Source organism: Desulfatiglans sp. (assembly GCA_012513605.1).
In the GTDB taxonomy this organism is placed as follows: Bacteria; Desulfobacterota; DSM-4660; order Desulfatiglandales; family HGW-15; genus JAAZBV01.
The window spans coordinates 13,397-32,197 of the sequence record JAAZBV010000130.1 but is presented as its reverse complement, the minus strand read 5'-3'; the positions used below and the strand labels follow the sequence as shown (position 1 = coordinate 32,197).

General features: G+C 42.5%; 23 protein-coding genes. 15 read left to right on the top strand and 8 right to left on the bottom strand.

Annotation, left to right across the window (positions count from 1 at the left end; all coding sequences use genetic code 11):
* The first annotated feature begins 101 nt into the window (after positions 1-101).
* The 6 genes from GX654_17530 (at position 102) to GX654_17505 (ending at position 4,187) form a co-directional block, all read left to right on the top strand.
* Entirely contained in the window at positions 102-629 is a 528-nt protein-coding gene (locus GX654_17530; protein ID NLD38665.1) for a hypothetical protein, read from the top strand.
* Positions 630-805: 176 nt separating this feature from the next.
* Positions 806-1,375: a DUF4145 domain-containing protein gene (locus GX654_17525; protein ID NLD38664.1), complete on the top strand. Its 570-nt coding sequence runs from the start codon at positions 806-808 to the stop codon at positions 1,373-1,375.
* A gap of 73 nt (positions 1,376-1,448) precedes the next feature.
* Positions 1,449-2,222 carry a hypothetical protein gene (locus tag GX654_17520; protein ID NLD38663.1) on the top strand — a complete coding sequence of 258 codons (774 nt, stop codon included), beginning with the start codon at positions 1,449-1,451 and terminating at the stop codon, positions 2,220-2,222.
* Between the two features lie 230 nt (positions 2,223-2,452).
* On the top strand, positions 2,453-2,698 hold the full coding sequence (locus GX654_17515; GenBank protein ID NLD38662.1) for a hypothetical protein: 246 nt from the start codon (positions 2,453-2,455) through the stop codon (positions 2,696-2,698).
* Between the two features lie 117 nt (positions 2,699-2,815).
* Positions 2,816-3,028, top strand: a complete 213-nt coding sequence (locus tag GX654_17510; protein NLD38661.1) for a hypothetical protein — start codon at positions 2,816-2,818, stop codon at positions 3,026-3,028.
* Between the two features lie 22 nt (positions 3,029-3,050).
* Entirely contained in the window at positions 3,051-4,187 is a 1,137-nt protein-coding gene (locus tag GX654_17505; protein ID NLD38660.1) for a hypothetical protein, read from the top strand.
* A gap of 3 nt (positions 4,188-4,190) precedes the next feature.
* Here GX654_17505 and GX654_17500 read toward each other — a convergent pair whose 3' ends face one another.
* The 5 genes from GX654_17500 to GX654_17480 form a co-directional block, all read right to left on the bottom strand.
* A complete protein-coding gene (locus GX654_17500) occupies positions 4,191-4,592 on the bottom strand; it encodes a transcriptional regulator (protein NLD38659.1) in 402 nt (133 codons plus the stop codon).
* Complete coding sequence (locus tag GX654_17495) at positions 4,592-4,879, bottom strand: type II toxin-antitoxin system HigB family toxin (protein NLD38658.1); 288 nt, start codon at positions 4,877-4,879, stop codon at positions 4,592-4,594. Before GX654_17495 ends, GX654_17500 begins: the two co-directional genes overlap by 1 nt.
* A 365-nt stretch (positions 4,880-5,244) precedes the next feature.
* Positions 5,245-5,832, bottom strand: a complete 588-nt coding sequence (locus GX654_17490; protein ID NLD38657.1) for a metal-dependent hydrolase — start codon at positions 5,830-5,832, stop codon at positions 5,245-5,247.
* A gap of 105 nt (positions 5,833-5,937) precedes the next feature.
* Positions 5,938-6,732, bottom strand: a complete 795-nt coding sequence (locus tag GX654_17485; GenBank protein ID NLD38656.1) for a hypothetical protein — start codon at positions 6,730-6,732, stop codon at positions 5,938-5,940.
* 170 nt (positions 6,733-6,902) lie between these two features.
* On the bottom strand, positions 6,903-7,349 hold the full coding sequence (locus tag GX654_17480; protein ID NLD38655.1) for an SET domain-containing protein-lysine N-methyltransferase: 447 nt from the start codon (positions 7,347-7,349) through the stop codon (positions 6,903-6,905).
* Positions 7,350-7,714: 365 nt separating this feature from the next.
* Between GX654_17480 and GX654_17475 the strand changes: the two genes are divergently transcribed.
* The 5 genes from GX654_17475 (at position 7,715) to GX654_17455 (ending at position 12,123) form a co-directional block, all read left to right on the top strand.
* Positions 7,715-7,984: a ferredoxin family protein gene (locus tag GX654_17475; protein ID NLD38654.1), complete on the top strand. Its 270-nt coding sequence runs from the start codon at positions 7,715-7,717 to the stop codon at positions 7,982-7,984.
* Positions 7,985-7,996: 12 nt separating this feature from the next.
* The gene (locus GX654_17470) at positions 7,997-9,142 is read left to right on the top strand and encodes a 2-oxoacid:acceptor oxidoreductase subunit alpha (protein NLD38653.1); all 1,146 of its coding nucleotides are present in this window, start codon (positions 7,997-7,999) and stop codon (positions 9,140-9,142) included.
* Positions 9,142-9,981: a 2-oxoacid:ferredoxin oxidoreductase subunit beta gene (locus tag GX654_17465; protein NLD38652.1), complete on the top strand. Its 840-nt coding sequence runs from the start codon at positions 9,142-9,144 to the stop codon at positions 9,979-9,981. Before GX654_17470 ends, GX654_17465 begins: the two co-directional genes overlap by 1 nt.
* 15 nt (positions 9,982-9,996) lie before the next feature.
* Positions 9,997-10,533, top strand: a complete 537-nt coding sequence (locus GX654_17460) for a pyruvate ferredoxin oxidoreductase (protein ID NLD38651.1) — start codon at positions 9,997-9,999, stop codon at positions 10,531-10,533.
* Positions 10,534-10,758: 225 nt separating this feature from the next.
* A complete protein-coding gene (locus GX654_17455) occupies positions 10,759-12,123 on the top strand; it encodes a hypothetical protein (GenBank protein NLD38650.1) in 1,365 nt (454 codons plus the stop codon).
* Positions 12,124-12,135: 12 nt separating this feature from the next.
* On the opposite strand, the gene GX654_17450 is transcribed toward GX654_17455, so the two are convergent.
* The 3 genes from GX654_17450 to GX654_17440 are packed head-to-tail and all read right to left on the bottom strand — an operon-like array spanning position 12,136 to position 14,264.
* The gene (locus tag GX654_17450) at positions 12,136-13,176 is read right to left on the bottom strand and encodes an ATP-grasp domain-containing protein (protein NLD38649.1); all 1,041 of its coding nucleotides are present in this window, start codon (positions 13,174-13,176) and stop codon (positions 12,136-12,138) included.
* A 9-nt stretch (positions 13,177-13,185) separates the two neighbouring features.
* Complete coding sequence (locus GX654_17445) at positions 13,186-13,590, bottom strand: hypothetical protein (GenBank protein ID NLD38648.1); 405 nt, start codon at positions 13,588-13,590, stop codon at positions 13,186-13,188.
* On the bottom strand, positions 13,578-14,264 hold the full coding sequence (locus tag GX654_17440; protein NLD38647.1) for a hypothetical protein: 687 nt from the start codon (positions 14,262-14,264) through the stop codon (positions 13,578-13,580). Before GX654_17440 ends, GX654_17445 begins: the two co-directional genes overlap by 13 nt.
* A gap of 320 nt (positions 14,265-14,584) precedes the next feature.
* Here GX654_17440 and GX654_17435 point away from each other — a divergent pair, with 320 nt between their 5' ends.
* Genes GX654_17435 through GX654_17420 form a run of 4 tightly spaced genes read left to right on the top strand, consistent with a single transcriptional unit; the run spans position 14,585 to position 18,722 of the window.
* Positions 14,585-14,935 carry a hypothetical protein gene (locus tag GX654_17435; GenBank protein ID NLD38646.1) on the top strand — a complete coding sequence of 117 codons (351 nt, stop codon included), beginning with the start codon at positions 14,585-14,587 and terminating at the stop codon, positions 14,933-14,935.
* A complete protein-coding gene (locus tag GX654_17430) occupies positions 14,935-16,236 on the top strand; it encodes a formylmethanofuran dehydrogenase subunit B (GenBank protein NLD38645.1) in 1,302 nt (433 codons plus the stop codon). Before GX654_17435 ends, GX654_17430 begins: the two co-directional genes overlap by 1 nt.
* Positions 16,220-17,857 carry a formylmethanofuran dehydrogenase subunit A gene (locus GX654_17425; protein ID NLD38644.1) on the top strand — a complete coding sequence of 546 codons (1,638 nt, stop codon included), beginning with the start codon at positions 16,220-16,222 and terminating at the stop codon, positions 17,855-17,857. The genes GX654_17430 and GX654_17425 overlap by 17 nt, the downstream gene beginning before the upstream one ends.
* A gap of 16 nt (positions 17,858-17,873) precedes the next feature.
* Complete coding sequence (locus tag GX654_17420; GenBank protein ID NLD38643.1) at positions 17,874-18,722, top strand: formylmethanofuran dehydrogenase subunit C; 849 nt, start codon at positions 17,874-17,876, stop codon at positions 18,720-18,722.
* Positions 18,723-18,801: the final 79 nt, after the last annotated feature.

Below are 18,801 nucleotides of genomic sequence, written 5' to 3'. Positions count from 1 at the left end.
ACCTGCATACTAATAATTTCTTGACTCACAGGACAGTGAGTCCTATGCTCTGTCATCTTTCTCATCAAACATGTTAACCAATATAAAAGATCGGAGGGCCTATGTCTCGTAAACTGGTGGTTCTTGCGTTACTCTTAACAGGTTTTTTTATTCAGGCAAATGAAATTAAAGCTGGGGAAAATGACTGGCTCTTTAATGCGGCCAATTACCTGAAATATTCCCCAAAAGAAAAATGGGATATCCTTGCCCCTCAAATGAGAAGCAGCCGTGAGACACTTATCCGTGTGGCAAACGCCTATTTCGATGTATTCAAAGACTTTTCTACCGCAGATGATGTGCCATGGAATATACCCTGCGCAAGGCTCGAAGGGGGCATATATACAAACCCTGATGATAAACCGGATGCATCCTGCACAGGCGGCCCGCCCCTTGAAGGGAGTGTTGAGATTTCAAACCGCAGGTTTATTGTGGATGTTGATATGGGTACGGTTATAGGTCTTGCGGATTTTGGCGCCAAGGATGGCTGGCCTGACTCACATATATTCAGGGTGGAAAATGGAAAGGTGCGTTATGTGCACACTTTAACAGTCTGCCCGAATGGCTGTGAAATGCCAGCACCGAAAAAGTGAGAGCTGTAGTTTAAAATGAGAAATTTTATTATAGGCAGTTTTTTTATTTGCCCATATAGCAGGATAAACAGTTAATCAAATCAAAAAATGTATTGTATATTAAGCAAGGTTTATTGGGCTTAGTAAATAGACAGTAACTATATAATCAATGTTAGCGATTAAATAAAAGAGGGAATATGGACTGGCTCACATTTATATCTAGCCTTATAGGAAACTTAGCTTGGCCAATAACGGTAATAATTGCGGTAATAATTCTGAGGAAACCTTTAGGAAAATTACTTCCTCAAATCAAAAAATTTCAATATAAGGACTTAAACTTAGAGTTCGGAGAGTTGGAAAAACGCGCTGAAGCTATCTTGCCTTTGGAATCTGAAAAGCTTATCGAGCACACCATAGTTCCTATTACTGCTTTAAGAGAAATAGCAGATATATCACCCCGTGCTGCTATAATGGAAGCATGGCGTTCAGTGGAATATGAATTGAAAGAAGCCGCAAAACGAATGAATCTACAAGATATAAAGCAGGGAAATATAAAAAGGTTTATAGACCAGTTTAGAAAAGCAGAAATCATAAGTGGCCCCATAGCGGTCTTGTTGCATGACCTTCGTGCACTTAGAAATGACGCAGTTCATGCATCAGAAATTGAAATATCAAATACAAGTACCGAACAATATATAATTACAGCAAACAATTTATGTAATTACTTGAAATCGCTAACAAGCGCAGCTACAGTGACCGGGCGATAAAGCGCCCCGGCCCTTAATGCACACCGAACCCCGCAGTAAGGGGAAGAGTTAGGCGCAAAGAGAGTAAATTTGCATGGCATACTCAGATTATCAGATTAGACAATTTAATGAACAATACAAAAAAGTGTGTCAAAGCCTTCAAATCCTTATATTACAAACAGTAATGGCTGGTCAAGAAACAGGCCATGTGGGTGTTAAAGAGCACCTATTACATGGTGCGGGGCGAAGGTTGAAAATAATAAATAAATGTTTAAAAAACATTTTCAATGATTTTCCCTTGGGCACAAAAAAGCCACTCCAAAATGACACACTCTATGATGTCCAGATTAATCTCCATGCGTATGTAATGAACCTTTTTGGAATTTTTGATAATTGGGCTTGGGCTTTTATTTATCACCATGATTTGTTACAAATAGTGGGTGGGAAACATGGTGTAGGTTTGTTCCGAAAGAGCACAAGCAAACATCTCCCACTACCGCTTCGTGAATATCTTGCTTCTGAAACAATTACCAACTGGCATGAAAAATATTTAAAATCATATCGTGATGCGTTAGCCCATAGAATCCCACTTTATATTCCCCCATCCGAAATGACGAAAGAAGAAGGTGACCGTTACAATCAACTTGAAAGTGAAAAAATGAAATTAATTAAAACCATGGAATTCGATAAATTTGATGCAATTGATGAAGAACAAGAAAATATTGGGAGGCCTTCTTTTGTTTTTCTGCATTCATATAAGGAAGAACCGCCTAGACCAGTATTATTCCATCCACAGTTGTTATGTGATGGCTTGGCAATCGTAGAATTTGGTTCTTTATATATGAAGCATTGGAAAGAATGCGCCTAGCCGCTAATCAACCAGATTTGGCAAAAAGCTCGCCGAGCCAGTCATGTAGAAGGTTGGGTTAATAATCAGACATCACTTAAAATGATGGCTGAAAAGTAAAATGATTCTTTTAAAACTGAGATGAAGTGTTGAGTAAAATTTGATTGGAATAAAGTCGGGTTGCTTCGCTTAACCCGGCCTACAGACTGCCTCTTAGCCGAAATATTGGGAGTGAATAGAGAATATAAATAATGGCAAAACGTAAACGAAAACTTACTGCCGCCGAAAATGCTGCGAAGAAGAGGCGGAAAAAAGAATATGAAACCATATTCATAAATGGAAAACAGAAGCGGGTAAAACGCCCACCGACAATTGATGGAATGGATGTTGATGAATTCATTATAAGAAATGCTGATCCAATCTGGCTGCATCAAAATGAAATGTGGGAATATATTACTGATGACGAAGAGTATGATGATGAGGAGGAGGAGTATTAAGCTCCCAATCTGGCTTTCAACATGATAGGATACTATTATGCAGAACCAACCTTATGTGGTTCGCCGGCATTGGTCAGGTAGGCCGGGTTAGTGGAAAAGGAAGCCATAGGAATGTATATAGCAAGAATAAAAAATATTGATGTTAATTATAACCAGATCAAAGAACTGGTTTGCCAATTGGCATTTGAAAAAAAGATGGCTCTAATAAAGGAGATTGTCAAAGATAAAGATTATCGGAAAAATTTTTATCAGTTTTCAGAGTCTTTGGCGAAAAAACATAATGTACCCCAAATGAATGAATCTGAACTTGATAAATTTCTCCAAGATTGAATAATGATGTATGGAAAAAACAATGAAATTTGAAGAAGCTATATATAACTGTGTGAAGATCTTAAAAGACTACGATTACAATATTTCAGGCACTGACAGAATATGGGATTTGATTTTTCCAGACAACAAATCCCAATGGCATCATCTCAAGGTTGTTTACTATAATAAAATTTACTACCTATATCATATAGATGGAAATAACTGCCCTTTGGAGGTTTCCCCGGGAAAGGGTGTGCAGGTGACAGACTCCTTTGGGGGTTCGTCCTACAAAGATGGCAGTGATGATCCGTCGCGCGTCTGGGGGCCAATAGTAACCTCGGCGGTTTCATGGTTAAAAAAGGTCAAAAAAAACTGGATAAAAGCGAACAGACAGGTACAGGAGCAATATCCACTCAATCGCCGTTATGGTGTTGTGCAGAACTCGCTCATAAAAGCCTCTTTTTCTGACTTCTATAAACTTGATAAGGATCTGGGTAAAACAGATAGCCGAAGATTTATCCGGCTAGTGGAAGAGGGATATTTTCATAAAGATAAAAACTTTATCCGCGAAAACATGACTGCAAAAGAATACTTTGACTATTGCAGGATTGCCTATATCGCCGGAAAGCGAAAGGATGATCATGTCGATGTAAATTTATCTGGCAGGGAGATGTACAAACGATATGCTGATGGAAGGCATGAAGGGCTTCTTGATATTAATGAAGATTCCTACCAGGAATTTGCAGACTGGATTGATGGAAAGCATGCAAAAAAGACAAGCGACGGGCATCCATGGGAGATCAAACGGGGTGGAAATACTACCCATATAGACCTTAGTGTGTTTCGTCCGCATTTTTCCAGGAAGGAAGGATTTGTCATTGAACTTCGTGGGGGATCCCTCGGCAGATTAAAAGAAACAATCAAGATGTTTTTAGCCATTTATGATGCATCGTTGCCTATCTCCATATCTGACCCGGAAGGTATTCGTATGAGATTGCTCGCTCAGGACAACATCGGTATCATACCCTGTTATGAATCACTGCACAGGGCAAACCAGTACTTCAAGGAAGATAAACATGTCTATGATGTAATATATTACGACGACCTGGGAATATATAAACGCAGAATCACTCCGTTCATATCGTGGGAACCTCTGCCATTACTTAAACCTATAGATTAGAAGCTAAATTAAAACTGCCGGAGACACATTGAAGCGTGTGCTTAATGATTTTATCTGGCGGACGTTTAGTTGCCGTTTGCCTGATAATATTTCAGATATAACACCCTGTGACCCTATTTCAGGCAGGTCAGATTGTTTGAGGCCATGCTCCTCCATTAAGTAATTCAGGGTATCACAGGGATTTCCTTCTATCTCATCAACATGGTTTGACTCATATACTTCAATAAGGCTTCCAATCGTCTCCATAAGAGAGGTTAATGGATGGTTCTCATTATTCCCCACTTCGTCTATGATGCTATCAAGAAGCGTTACCATCCTTTCATACTCTTCCTTATTATGTGGCACAGAAAATACTGGTTGAATATCAGGCCAGACTTCTGCAATTTTTTTAAGCTGGGTATTCATCATTTCCTCCAATTCCCTCGATCATATTCTTTATGAGTAAGAATATGCCGGATATAAATCCGATGAGTGTTATAATGTATAGCTGCAATCAAACGGGCTTTATTCCCGCCTATATTAAAAACTGTTAAATTCCCAACATTGTCCGCACTCGGAAAAGTGTTTCGGAGTTCAACGAAAGAATTGAAATTAGTCCTTTTAACTATCCTGTACCAGGATTCAAGGGCAGAGGAACAATCAGGATGCTTTTTAGAAAACTCAAATATCCTTTTTCGAGTGATTATATGCATGACAAATAATTATCTCATAATGAGATATTTGTCAACATGTAATATTGATGTCGTAATAGAGTCAGGTAGGCCGAGTGAATCGATGCTTATATATCAACCTCCATATGGAGACTGATATTAATTATGCTGTTAGTCATAATTTTCTTTCCATCCTATTTAAATTGCGGCCTTTCCATCAGGGTATCTGTATATTCAAGGCACGTCTCAGGGATAATTACCCCATGGGGAATCAGCTTCCTTGCCCATATGAGGCTTATTACTCCCATGATGTCAGCCTCAGTAAGCCTGTCCCCTGTTAAGATTTTTTTCTTTCATTTCCCAGTGAGCCCTTAAACTTCTTGTGGTTCCTACTCCAAATATGCGGATCAATTATTTTTTTCTTTTATATCATGCGGATTTTTAAATCGTTTTCTCAAAGAGTTAACAAATGCATTGTTGGCCTTTACTGATACCATCTCCAGCGGAGATATACCTTTTCTCCAGGCGATGTACAGCATTATCAGCAATTCAATTAATGTTACAACAATATTCTGCCAGCTATTCAACCCCCACTGCCCCTGCCAGACAAGTTGCCATGCATCTGAAAATGGATTGAGGTAAGGGATGGGCCACTGGTATCCATCCGGCCCCCTTGACCCAGCAATGTCGAAAAGCAGGTGGATATGAAAACTTATAAAAACCAGAAGGCTGGTTATCAGCCTGCGTTTTGTAAAAGAGAATGTTATGAGACATAATAAAAGGCAAAAACCAATGTTGTGACCGAGGACATGGTGATATTTCCAATATAGCCAGGGCTGAAAACCGGGGCCGGCAGAAAGATAATCATATATAATGCCTGCACCATCAATATCCGGGATAATGCCTGCAATTGTCACAATGGCCCGTTCAAGGCGGTTTATCCTGAATGACCCGGCCAAAGCCCAACCAGTGAGTAGGTGTGTTACAGGGTTCATGATTTAGTAAACCTTGAAAGAATGTAACCTTGTATAAGCGGCTTGGCGGGTTTTTCGCAAAGCCAGCTTGATGAAAATGTTGGCCGCTTTTTTATTTATATTTTTTTATGCGAGCCTGCCATGCATGCTCTCGTTACAGGTTTGGTCATGTAATTTGATAATCGCTTCATGTGAAAAGTCTCTTCCGATAGTTTTTAACAATTTGACCACGCTATATTTTTGTGAGGCAGCCTCATATTTTTCAGCCCAATCATGATAGTTGCTTGATTCACAATCGAGTGGGCTTCTTATTTTTATTGTATCTGTTTTTATCCGATACGGTTTGGGTGTGAGTCTGGCTCTGTAACAATTTTGCTTTTTTGACAGCTCAATATAGACCCAATCGACAAATAGTCTACGCATCATCGATGTATATTCCTTTCCTGATGGTACAACATATTGTTTGCCGATCACGCGTATTCCTTTGGTTGTTTCGTATATACGGAAATCCTTGCCAAGCTTTGAAAATTTTGACACATCTCGCTCGAACTTATAAACGATTCTTTCCTTTTTAGACATCTTCCTCAGCCGGCCAAATAGATCAAAAAACTCGAACCGATAGTCATCCAAATCCAAAATAGTGTACTGGGTCGTATTTAGAATCTTTGCCCCGTATCTACATATTGAAATAATATTAGAATCATTAATTATTTCATGTACATGTTCTTTAATGGCGACTTCATAATCCTCTTTTACGCTCCTATTCTTAATTCGTTCTTCGATTTTTCGAGCCTTGGCTTCTGCTTCTTTATGTGCATCCTCCCTGGATTCATTTGAACCAGATAAAATACTGATTTCTTGCAATTTGCCGTTAACATGAATCTGGAATGATTCTTTCACCCAATACCTAAAGTATTTCATAGATTACTCCGGCCAAATAAAGCGGGACAACACAGGTTATAAGGTTTAAACCATTAAACCTAATAACCTTATAGCATTAGCCCTTTTACTTTTTTCGCCCATTATTAAAACACTGTTAATATAGCTTCACACAATCTTGCCTTTTTGGTAGCAATCAATAGTATACCGTTTTATTCGTCAGAGTTAATAAATCCCCGGCATTTTTCTGAACCACATGAGCAGGTAATCTTTTCACCTTCAGATTCGTAACTATAGTCAATGGTCAACTCTTCATTTTGGTATATATCCTTCAATGCAAAAATCAACACCCGGTTTCCTTCAAAGGTATAATAACAATTCGGATCACAGGAATGATTAATATACTTTGCAATGTTCCCGTTTCCTAAGCCATCAATTACGATGTTGTCGTTTATCCAGAATGTGTATATGCCTGGCCGTGAAGGATCTGATTCACGTTTATATGCATCTTCATCTGAGATTATATCTCCTTTATATTCCACAATAAATGTCTCAGCAGGGATTACCCTTTCAGAAAAGCAACCAAGCCTGTTTATTTGTGAGTCTTTGGTGTACAGGCTAAACTCCAAAGACTCAAAACCGAATATTTCCGAATCCATATCTTTACCCAGGTAAATTTTTATGTATAATTATTAAAACCTGACATCAATGATTAAGCTATTTCCGGTCAACTTAACAATTCACTTATCCATTTCTGGATTAAGCTAATGGCTGACCGCTCCATTACAATTTGCCATAGTCATAAGTGTTATTCAAGAAGAGATTTCCTGGAATAAATCATAGCCTTAAATACAAGTGTTATTATACGACGCGAAACCTTATGGGTATCCCAAAAAGAATTATCATGCATGATGAAATATATTGATTTTACTGTTAGATTAATATATTTGCATATTCAAATTAATATATCCAGGGCATCAATTTTAAGGCTCCGGGATAATTTAAAGGTGTGAAGGAATAAGACATGAAATTCTTGGGTGAACCATATGACACCGATGTTATTAAAATTGCAAAAGGAAGGGTGGTCATTATTGAAGAGCGGTGCAAAGGCTGCGGGTATTGCATAGAATTCTGTCCGCGATCCGTATTGGCCTTTTCAAAGGGATTTAATAAAAAGGGGTACCACCTCCCTGTGGCCCAGAATCCGAATGAGTGTGTAAACTGCCATTATTGCGAGATTATCTGCCCGGAGTTTGCCATTTTTTCAGAGGTGCATACTATATCCAAACTTTAATTACGAGAAAATATGAGACCAGCAGTTATAACAGGCGAACATTATATAACAGGCGATGAGGCATGCGCCGAGGGGGCGTTGGCAGCAGGCTGCAAATTTTTTGGCGGGTATCCCATCACCCCTGCAACAGAGATCGCTGAACACATGTCCAAATGCCTGCCTGAGGTAGGAGGCACCTTCATCCAGATGGAAGATGAAATTGCCGCAATGGCATCCATTATTGGGGCATCATGGGCAGGTGTTAAAAGCATGACCTCCACCTCAGGGCCCGGTTTCAGCCTTATGATGGAAAACATAGGTCTGGCCGTAAGCACCGAGACCCCATGTGTTGTTGTTAATGTGCAGCGGGCAGGCCCCTCTACCGGGCTTCCCACAATGGGCGCCCAGGGGGATATGATGCAGGCACGTTGGGGTTCACATGGCCATTATGAAATAATAGCCCTTGCGCCATCATCTGCCCAGGAGATGTTCAGCCAGACCATTACAGCATTTAACCTGAGCGAAAAATACCGCACCCCTGTGCTTTTGATGGCCGATGAGGTAATTGGGCACATGAGTGAAAAGGTAATAATACCCGAGGCTAAAGAGATAATTACAGCTTCAAGGCCAAGACCAAAGGGCGAAAAAGAGGGTTTCATGCCTTTTCAACCCGGGGAAAGCGGTGTTGCGCCAATGCCATCAGCAGGCGATGGTTACAAGATACATGTTACAGGCCTTACTCATGACGAAAGGGGTTACCCTGTAATGACCGTTGAGGCCCAGGCCCAGATGATGGAACGTATTGTAAAAAAGATACGGGACAACAGGGATGATATTATCATGACAGAGTCATATCAGCTTGATGATGCGGAGATTATCCTTGTGTCATACGGCATATCCGCCAGGACAAGCCTCTCAGCCATGAATCAGGCCAGGGCGCTTGGTATGAAAGTCGGCTTTTTAAAGCTCCTCACCATATGGCCTTTTGCTGAGGAAAAGGTAAGAGAGCTTGCAAAAAAGACAAGGGCATTTATTACTGTAGAGATTAACTATGGTCAGATACACCTTGAGGTAATGCGAAGCTCTGCCGGTATGGCTGAATGTCATCTGGTAGGCCATGCAGGGGGTACAGTAATAACCCCTGAGCAGGTGCTTAACAGGATAAAGGAGGTCTATTAATGGCAGCAGAAATACAGTCATCCCAGCCGGAAATAGTCCACCCGCTTGATCATCTGATCAGGACAGACAGGATCCCTCATATCTGGTGCCCGGGGTGCGGTATAGGCACGGTCTTTTCTGCTTGCCTCAAGGCAATGATCTCAAGCGGTATTGATCTGGAAAAGACCTGCATGGTATCAGGGATCGGGTGTACTGGCCGCGGTGCAGGGTATCTGAACCTTGATTCATTCCATACCACTCATGGAAGGGCTATTCCTTTTGCCACCGGACTCAAGCTTGCGAACCCTGAACTTAACGTAATCGTTTTCAGCGGGGATGGCGATCTTTTTGCCATAGGCGGTAACCATTTTATACATGGCGCACGCCGTAACGTGGACATGACAGTGATCTGCGTAAATAACCTTATCTATGGCATGACCGGAGGCCAGGTTGCTGCAACAACACCTGTCAATGCAAAGACCACCACCACCCAGCTCGGAAACCCTGATGCCCCTTTTAATCTGCCTCTCTTAGCATGGGCATCCGGCGCTAACTATGTGGCGCGCTGGACAATGCTACATATACGTAAACTTACTGCCTGCATAGAAAAGGCCCTTACCCGAAGCGGGTTCTCATTTATTGAGGTGCTTGCTCCTTGCCCTACTAACTATGGCCGAAAAAACAAGGAAAAATCCCTGGAAACACTCAAACTCTACCGCGACAGGACAATAATAAAGAATAATGTAGACCCTTCAGAGCTTGATATGGATTTTGAGAAGGAGATTATTCTTGGTGAATTTGTAAGCAGGGAGCGTCCTACCTGCATAGAAAATTATGACAGGACATGCAGGATACCTTAATTCAGGAAGATAGTAATGCAGAAAAAGATAATCATTACAGGTTTTGGCGGGCAGGGTGTTATATTGGCCGGACGTATCATCGGCAAGGCCGCTGCAATTTTTGACAAACTTGAGAGTTCACTGGTTCAGTCATACGGACCTGAATCAAGGGGTGGCGCATGCAGTGTGCAGGTGACTATAGCTGATGAACAGATACATTACCCCTATATCAATGCCCCTGATATCCTGGTCTGCATGTCCCAGGCAGGATATGACAAATACAGGGATATAATTACTGAAGATACAATACTTATCATAGATCAGGCCCTTATAAAACTTAATACACCTTTTGACTGCTATGCTATCCCGGCGACAAGGCTGGCAGAAGAAATGGGCCTCAAAATGATGGCAAATATCATTATGGTAGGCTTTCTGGTTGGTATTACAGGTGTTGTATCACTTGAATCTGCAAAAAATACAGTCTCTGAATCAGTGCCCAGAAAGACAGTGGATATCAATTTAAAAGCATTTGAACGCGGGTATGAGTATGCACAGGCTAACAAAAAGAGTTAAGTAAACCAGGCCAGCGGCGACACAGGAGTTGTTTTTTAAAAAAAAGCCTTAACGAATAAGGCTGCACAATGGCAACGCCTGTCTGTCTCAGTAAATAAAACAGAGCACAATCAGCACAGTTTTCAATCGAAAACCTTGAAAAACAATAATATATGATGTAAAGGTGAGCCGGTAACATGCCCTTTTGATTAAAGTTAAAAAAGACTTTAGCATATGGAGATGTCAGTGGAAAAGAGACTCCCGGGATTACTTGTAGGCAGTTATGGTTTTGCCAGTTTCGCATTTACCCTGATGATGAGTCTGGCTGTTCAGTATTATGCCATGTTTCTTACCGATGTCGCCATGATAGCAGCAGGCCACGTCGCCTTTATAATGTTTATTACCCACATTGTGGATGTTGTTTCAATACCAGTTTCCGGCAGCATAATACAGCGGACCCAGTTTAGGTGGGGTCAGTTCAGGACATGGATTTTGTTCCCCCCTGTGATAACCTGCATCTTTTTCACGCTTACCTTTACGAATCTTACCTTGAGTTATGGCGCGAAAATAGTCTATCTGAGCCTGGTATATATCATAGCCCATATCAGCCTCAACTTTGCATATAATGCCCACCTGGGCCTGATCTCTGTTCTGGCAAAAGAGAGCAAAGAGAGATTGCGCCTTTCAACCAGGAATTATCAGTTCCGCATGGGAAGCCAGATAATATATGCCTATTTTGTGCTGACTATCCTCTACAAACTTAGCTCATACAGTACAACATGGGGATATTTTATTACTGTAGCCATTCTGGCTGTGATACAGGTCTTTGGATACTGGTTTCTTGGTTATCAGGTAAAGAATTATGACAGGTATAACCCTGATAAAAATCTTGATCCATCCAGGCACTGGACTAATCTTGAAATGGTCAAACAGATTATTGTCAACAGACCACTTTTAACAATCCTGTGTGCCGATATTTGTATCAATATCGGGGTATACAGCCTCCAGACCCTGGCTGTGTATTACTTCAAGTATGCGGCTCAGAATGAGCTGTTAATGAAGCCATATTCTCTCTCAATATCCCTTGCTGTATTTGCGAGTGCGTTAATATCCCCGAAAATAGTCAGCATCCTGGGTAAGAAAAACACCTATCTTTTTGCCGGGGCATGCGGAACAATAGGATACATTACCCTGAGAGTATTCGGGCTGTATCATCCCTATGCATTTATTGCCATAATAGTGGTTTCAATTCTGGGGGCTGGGACTGTTTACCCCATACGCCAGGCAATGTATATGGATGCGGCGGAATACGGGTTTTACAAGACCGGTAAGGATGCAAGCGCCTTTATAATGTCAATGATGACTATGCCCGGTAAGGCTGCAACTGCCATTGCCGGCACAATGGCAACCGCAGGGCTTGGATATATCGGGTATGTGCCCAATATTGAACCAGGAGAGGAATTTTTACAGGGGCTGATGAACATTATATGCTATATCCCATCAGGCGCGGGCCTTGCAGCCTTTCTTATAATACTGCTCCTGTACCCACTCAACAATGACAGGATAGCCCTTATAATGGAGACAAACGCAAAAAAGAGGGCTGCAATCTAAGATAGAAGGCATCTATATCATCATTTCTTTTGCAAAAGTATAGTTGCCTGAGATTTTTACAGAGTCAGGCAACCTGCCATTTATAACCGATTCATAGATCGCCTCTGCAAGATTGATATTAGTTACCTTCCTGAGACCTGTGTATGATGTGGTAAGCCTTGGATTAATCTCAATGACCCTGTATCCGGCATTACTCTTTATCAGATCAACTCCAAAGTATCCTTTCAGGCCCGGAATGACCTCAATTATTTTTTTAACAATGTAATGCAGTTCATCTCCCTTATCAGGTGGAGGCATGATCTCTCCGCCCGAGTATCTGAAAGGAGTGCCTTCACTGATATGCTGGCGGTTCAAACTCAGAATAATAAATTCCTTTCCTGTTGAGAGGATTGATGCGCTCAGGTGTTCTCCCTTTATATATTCCTGAAAAAGAACTCTGTTAGGGTATAATTGATCATCTTCAAGCAGGGTGCGGAGCGTCTTTGCATCTTTTACAAGGTTAACACCTTCACACCCAACACCATCAACTGGTTTTATGATTAGAGGGAAATTGATACCGCAAGGGTTGTCTAATCTGGCAGTAGAGACGGGTTTAAAACCCGTCTCTACAATTGTCTCAGGAACAGGTATACCTGCTTTAGAGAGCATTTTATGACATTCCCACTTATCCCCTGTGACGCGGATTGCACCGATATTACAACCTAATGGTACCGTATTATTTTCTTTCATCAGCCCATTTAAATCCGCGAGGATACCATTGCTTTCTGGCGCAATTATAATGGCAAAATCACATTCTTTGGCAAGCGAGGAAAGGGTTTTTTCATATTCAGCCTGGTCTATGATTGTAATGCTGTCAGCAACTATTGATGCACCAGCCAGTCTATTATCAAGGGTTGTGCATACTTTAAGACGCCCCCATTTCATGAAATCATCCAAAAGAGCAGAAAGCATTAAAAATCCTTCGGATGCTAGACTCTCAGGCAGTTCCGGTTCTTTCCATCCTCCACCGGTAATGTATTCGTGAATCAAAATTTTGGGGGTGGAATCATGCATTTTGCAAAATCACTTGCTTACAGGAATAATCAGTGCCTTCTCTTTATCGGTCAGCCTGTATTTTTGATTTCGTGATTTAGGCTTATCAGGGACTGTCATCTCAATCAGATCATTATTGAGCGCTTTATTGAGTATATTTTTTACAAAATTTTTCTTATCCTTGCACCCCATAATATCCATTATTTCTACACGCCCCATTTCTCTATTCAGGATGGATAATAGTTTTTCGACTTGGGGGGTGACTTGGGGGGTGACTTGGGGGGTGACTTGGGGGGTGACTTCCACGTTCTTGCGGTTGAACACTACAGTAAACCAGTTACCGGATACATCAAATGCCGGAATTTTTACCCCGGATTCTTCGCAAAGTTCTTTAATGCGGTTTATTCCGCTGCCTATTTGCTCTACCAGCTCCATCCTGTAAAAGCTCTTCGATCTAATATATGAACATTATTTGTTCCCCGAAAGAGTGCGCATGTCACCCCTGCACGAATATTGTATCTGGTAATGTCGTGACACAGTAACCATGCGCCGGCATTGGTCATCTTCTTATTTTTTATGAGATGAAGATTGCCGAGGGCTGTTTCCATTTTTATGTCAGGAGGTATACGAGCTGCTTTGGCGAACTTTTTCCATATTTCAGGAGTAAGGTCATTATCGAAATCATATTCAATGCATAGAACCTGATCATATTTAATAAGACCTTCTTTAAAGAAAAATTCTCGAATTTCTTCTCGTGACATCTGCTGTGAAGTGGCCCCTTCACGAATATAAAATTTGCCTGCAAATGAATATGGCTTGCTATGCTGTTCAGAAATTTCAATATATAGTACATCATCAACACTTGATGTTTCAATTAAGACTGGTGGATCAGCAGAACGCGCTATGGTCTGAACCTCTGATTTCAACCGGTTGTGATCTTTTACTCCAACAATTTCACCAGAGTCATTTACCCCAATTAAAATTACCCCACCAAGTGCATTCGCAAAAGCACAAATCTCCCTTCCGAGCCCGGTTGTTCCCGAACGCTTAAACTCGGTAGTGTAACCTTCTCCGAGAGCGATTATATCTTTAAGGGATTGTTTATTCATATCTCAACATTTTATGGTCTCTTCTTCAGCTTCCGGATAGACATCATCTATATCTTATACCCGTACCTCTTTTAAAAAACTTTAAAAATTATTATCAGAAAACAGATAGTTGAGCAATTGTTTTATCAGCACTTAAAGAAGGCATGCTTATTCTCCTATTTTTTATACCTTCAGATTGAATCTCATATATAAACAAGAACTCTTAACCTTGATATATTTCTATCTCCTTGACACGCTATTTTACTTTTCCTATACTCCTTGCCTAACATAATGTTTTAACAGGAAATTTGAAATAATCGCCTAATATGTGGAGAGAATAAATGGCCGGGATAAGCGGTCTACTTGTAACAGTACGTACCGGGAAGCAGGGGGCAGAGATGATGCGGGGTAAAATGAACCCCGAATATCTTGAAGAGATCTCCACCCTCCGTATTAATCCTGATGATATGGCTGAGGCGCACATGTCACCGGGGCAGAAGGTAAAGGTGTCAAACCGCTTTGGTGAGATCATAGTGACATGCATTGCATCAGATGTACCCAGAAAACTCTTTTTTCTTCCAGTCGGGCCTGTTGCAAACAGGCTTGTAAGCGGCTCAAATACAGATGGCACAGGTGTCCCTGCCTGGAAAGGGGAGCAGGTGACCATTGAACCTGCTCATCAGGTGCAGTAATGGATCAGGAATTAAAGGTTCACAGTGATGTAATATGCACCTTCTGCGGGTGTCTTTGCGATGACATTGAGGTGGAGGTTCTTGATAACCGGATAAGCAAGGTAAAAAAGGCATGCATGATCGGACGCAACAAGCTTATGCATGCGCAGTCAAATAACCCTGACATTAAAGTAGCAGGGAAGCCGGCCTCTCTTGATGCTGCGCTCAATGAAGCGGCAAACATCCTTACAAATGCGCGGTTTCCCCTGGTATATGGCTTAAGCAGCACAACCACCGAGGCACAGCGGGAGCTTGTTCAAATAGCTGAGCTGCTTGATGCAACAATGGATAATCCATCTTCATACTGCCACGGCCCGGGGCTCATGGCAAGGCAGCAGGTGGGGCTCTCTTCGTGCACACTTGGAGAGGTAAAGAACAGGGCGGACCTCGTGATCTTCTGGGGATGCAACCCACTTGAATCCCATATGCGTCATCTTGCCCGGTATTCGGTATCTGCTAAAGGGATGTTCCATCCTGAAGGGCGGAAAGGCCGCAAAATTGTCTCCATTGATATACGGCCCACACCCACTACAAAATCATCCGACTGGTTTATACAGGTTACCCCCGGGAATACATTTGAGATCGCAACCCTCTTAAGGGCGCTTGTGGCTAATAACCCGATTGGGAAAGGTGACGATGCCCTGGTTGGCGGCGTCGCTGTGAGTAAATGGCGTGAACTTGCTGAGATGATCAGGGGATGTAAATACGGCGTTATCTTTTTTGGCCTTGGCGTAACACAGTGCAGGGGGAGGGACATAAATGTAGAGCAACTCGCCCTGCTTGTGAGTGACATCAACAATCACACACGATTTTATGCCATGGCAATGAGGGGGCACGGGAATGTGGCAGGGGGAAATCAGGTGATGACATGGCAGACAGGATATCCTCTGGCAGTAAACTTCAGCAGGGGTTACCCAAGATATAATCCGGGAGAGTTCAGTGTGATAGGTCTCCTCGCACGAAAAGAGGTGGATGCAGCGCTTATTGTCGCAACAGATCCGGGTGCACATTTACCTGCTGATGCGGTGGATCATCTAAAGAATATACCTGTAATCTATCTTGAACCTCATAATAACCCGACAACAGAATGGGCAGCGGTTGTAATCCCGGTTGCACAGGCAGGTGTAGCGGCTTCCGGTACATTTTATCGAATGGATAACGTACCTCTTCGTGTTAAAAAGATTGTTGATTCAGATCACCTGTCAGACGAGGAGGTACTTAAAAGGATCAAGGAGCGGATAACCCATGCTCAGAATTATTAATGGAAAGCTATATGATCCGGTAAATCGTATCAACGGGGAAACAAGGGATATCTGTATCAGGGATCAGAAGATAGTTGAAGGCCCTCTCCCACCGGAAACAGAGACCATTGATGCTAAAGGTTGCGTTGTAATGCCGGGCGGCATTGAGATACACAGCCATGTGGCAGGTGCAAAGGTGAATAACGGACGTATACTTTGCCCTGAAGACAGCGCTGACCATTTTCGGGCACATACTGAGATCACAAGATCAGGATGTAATGGAATTGTGCCTACTACCTTTATGACAGGCTATGAGTATGCACGGCTGGGGTATACAACATTATTTGAGGCGGCAGTGCCTCCGTTAAAGGCGCGTCACGCACATGAAGAACTCAGGGATACCCCCATTTTGGATACAGGCTGTTATACAGTCATGGGAAACAATTACCTTGTAATGAAGGCATTGAGTGAACCTGATGAGATAGCAAGAATAGAAAAGCTCATGGGGGTTGTGGGGTGGCTCCTAAATTCCACAAAAGGTTATGCAGTAAAGATAGTGAACCCCGGAGGTGTTGAAAACTGGAAATGGAACAGGGGCCTTATTGACCTTGACATACCAGTCCCCCCATTTGATGTTACCCCGAGGATGATCATGACAGGGCTGGCAGAGGCTGCTGATAAATTGAAATTGCCTCATTCGATTCATTTGCACACCAACCACCTGGGTGAACCGGGAAACATGGCCTATACCTTAGAAACCATGAAGGCCCTGTCAGGGAGCAGGGCACATTTTACACATCTACAGTTCCACTCCTATGATAAATCAAAGAGGGGAGGGTTTGCATCAGGCGCAGTATCTATTGCCGATTATTTTAACAGCCATCCTGAATTTACATGTGATGCCGGTTTAGTAGTTTTTGGCCCCACTATGACTATGACAGCAGATGCACCTATGGAATTCAAGCTGCATCAGATGAAGGGGGGCAAGTGGTCAAACCTTGACATAGAGATGGAGACAGGCTCAGGTGTTGTCCCGGTCAAATACCAGCCTGATGTACTGGTTAATGCGGTGCAGTGGTGTTTGGGGCTGGAATTGATGCTGCTTATAAACGACCCCTGGCGGGTCTTTCTTTCAACGGATCATCCGAATGCAGGGCCGTTTACCTCCTATCCCCTTTTAATAAAGCTCCTTATGGATCGGGATTTCAGGATGTCATGGTATGAGAGGCTGCATCCAAAGGTTAGGGAATATACATCTCTTCATGAACTCACAAGGGAGTATACCTTTGAAGAGATAGCAATAGTAACAAGGTCAGGGCCAGCCAGGGCACTCGGATTAAAAAGCAGGGGGCACCTTGGCGCAGGAGCTGATGCGGATATTTCAATTTATCCTTTGTCCGATGATAAGCAGAAGATGTTTTCTTCAGCCTCTTATGTGATCAAGGATGGAAGGGTAGTTGTTCGTGATGGTGAGATAAAGGAGAGCTTCAGCGGAAAGGCGCTGGGGCTGGAACTGCCTGTTAAGGGTGAACTGGCACATGATCTTAAGGAATATTTTGAGCGCTATTCCACAGTAGCATTTTCAAATTACAGGGTTGAAGAGGAATATACACCAAGGCTGGAGCTGATCAGGTGCGGATAATGGAGATGAAACAATTATGGCAATTCAAATACATTTAATCCTCAAGAAAATACCGGATATACCTGTTGAGGCGGAAAATATAAAACCGGAGAACATAGCAGGTAAAAGCGCGAAAGATATAAAAGATATCCTAATACTTGTCGGTAAATCCTGGGAACCTGCCGGGGAGTGGTTTGATGTTGATCTGGCTGAAGTTCAGAATGATAGCGCTGAGATAATACCTCCTGACCTTATCGTCAACGGGGATTTAACCAGGTTCAAAAGGCTTGGTGAGGGCATGTCACAGGGCAGAATGCGAATAGATGGCCCTGTAGGTTTTCATGCCGGTGCAAGAATGTGCGGAGGGGAGCTTATTATTAATGGCAATACAGGCGATTATCTTGGCGCACATATGAAGGCCGGTCTTATAGTGGTTAATGGCAATGCAGGTCATTACACTGCCGCAGCATATCGCGGCCACACAAAAGGTATGGCAGGCGGGACTATTGTTATTAAAGGTAACGCAGGACAGATGCTTGGCGCGAGGATGAGACGCGGGCTGATTTATGTTACAGGCGGCTGCGGAGATTCGCCAGGGTTTAACATGAAGGCAGGGACTATTATTATTGGCGGCACACCCGGTGCCAGGGCAGGCGCAAGGATGGTGCGGGGAACCATAATGCTCCTTAATAAGGATAGCCTGCCGGAGTTATTACCCACCTTTACATGTAACTGTACATACACACCTCCCTTCTGGCCCATAACCAGAGGAATCCTTTCTAAAATGGGTTTTGCACCGGAAACCGAAGCCGATGCCTTTTTCACACGTTACAGCGGTGACACGAATGAAGGGGGAAGAGGCGAGGTGCTTGTTAAGTGCACATAAGGCTTGTAATAACAAATGTTACAGAAATTGTCATAACAGTGTCACAAGTTTTGACGCAAGTTTGTCGTAAGTTTTATCA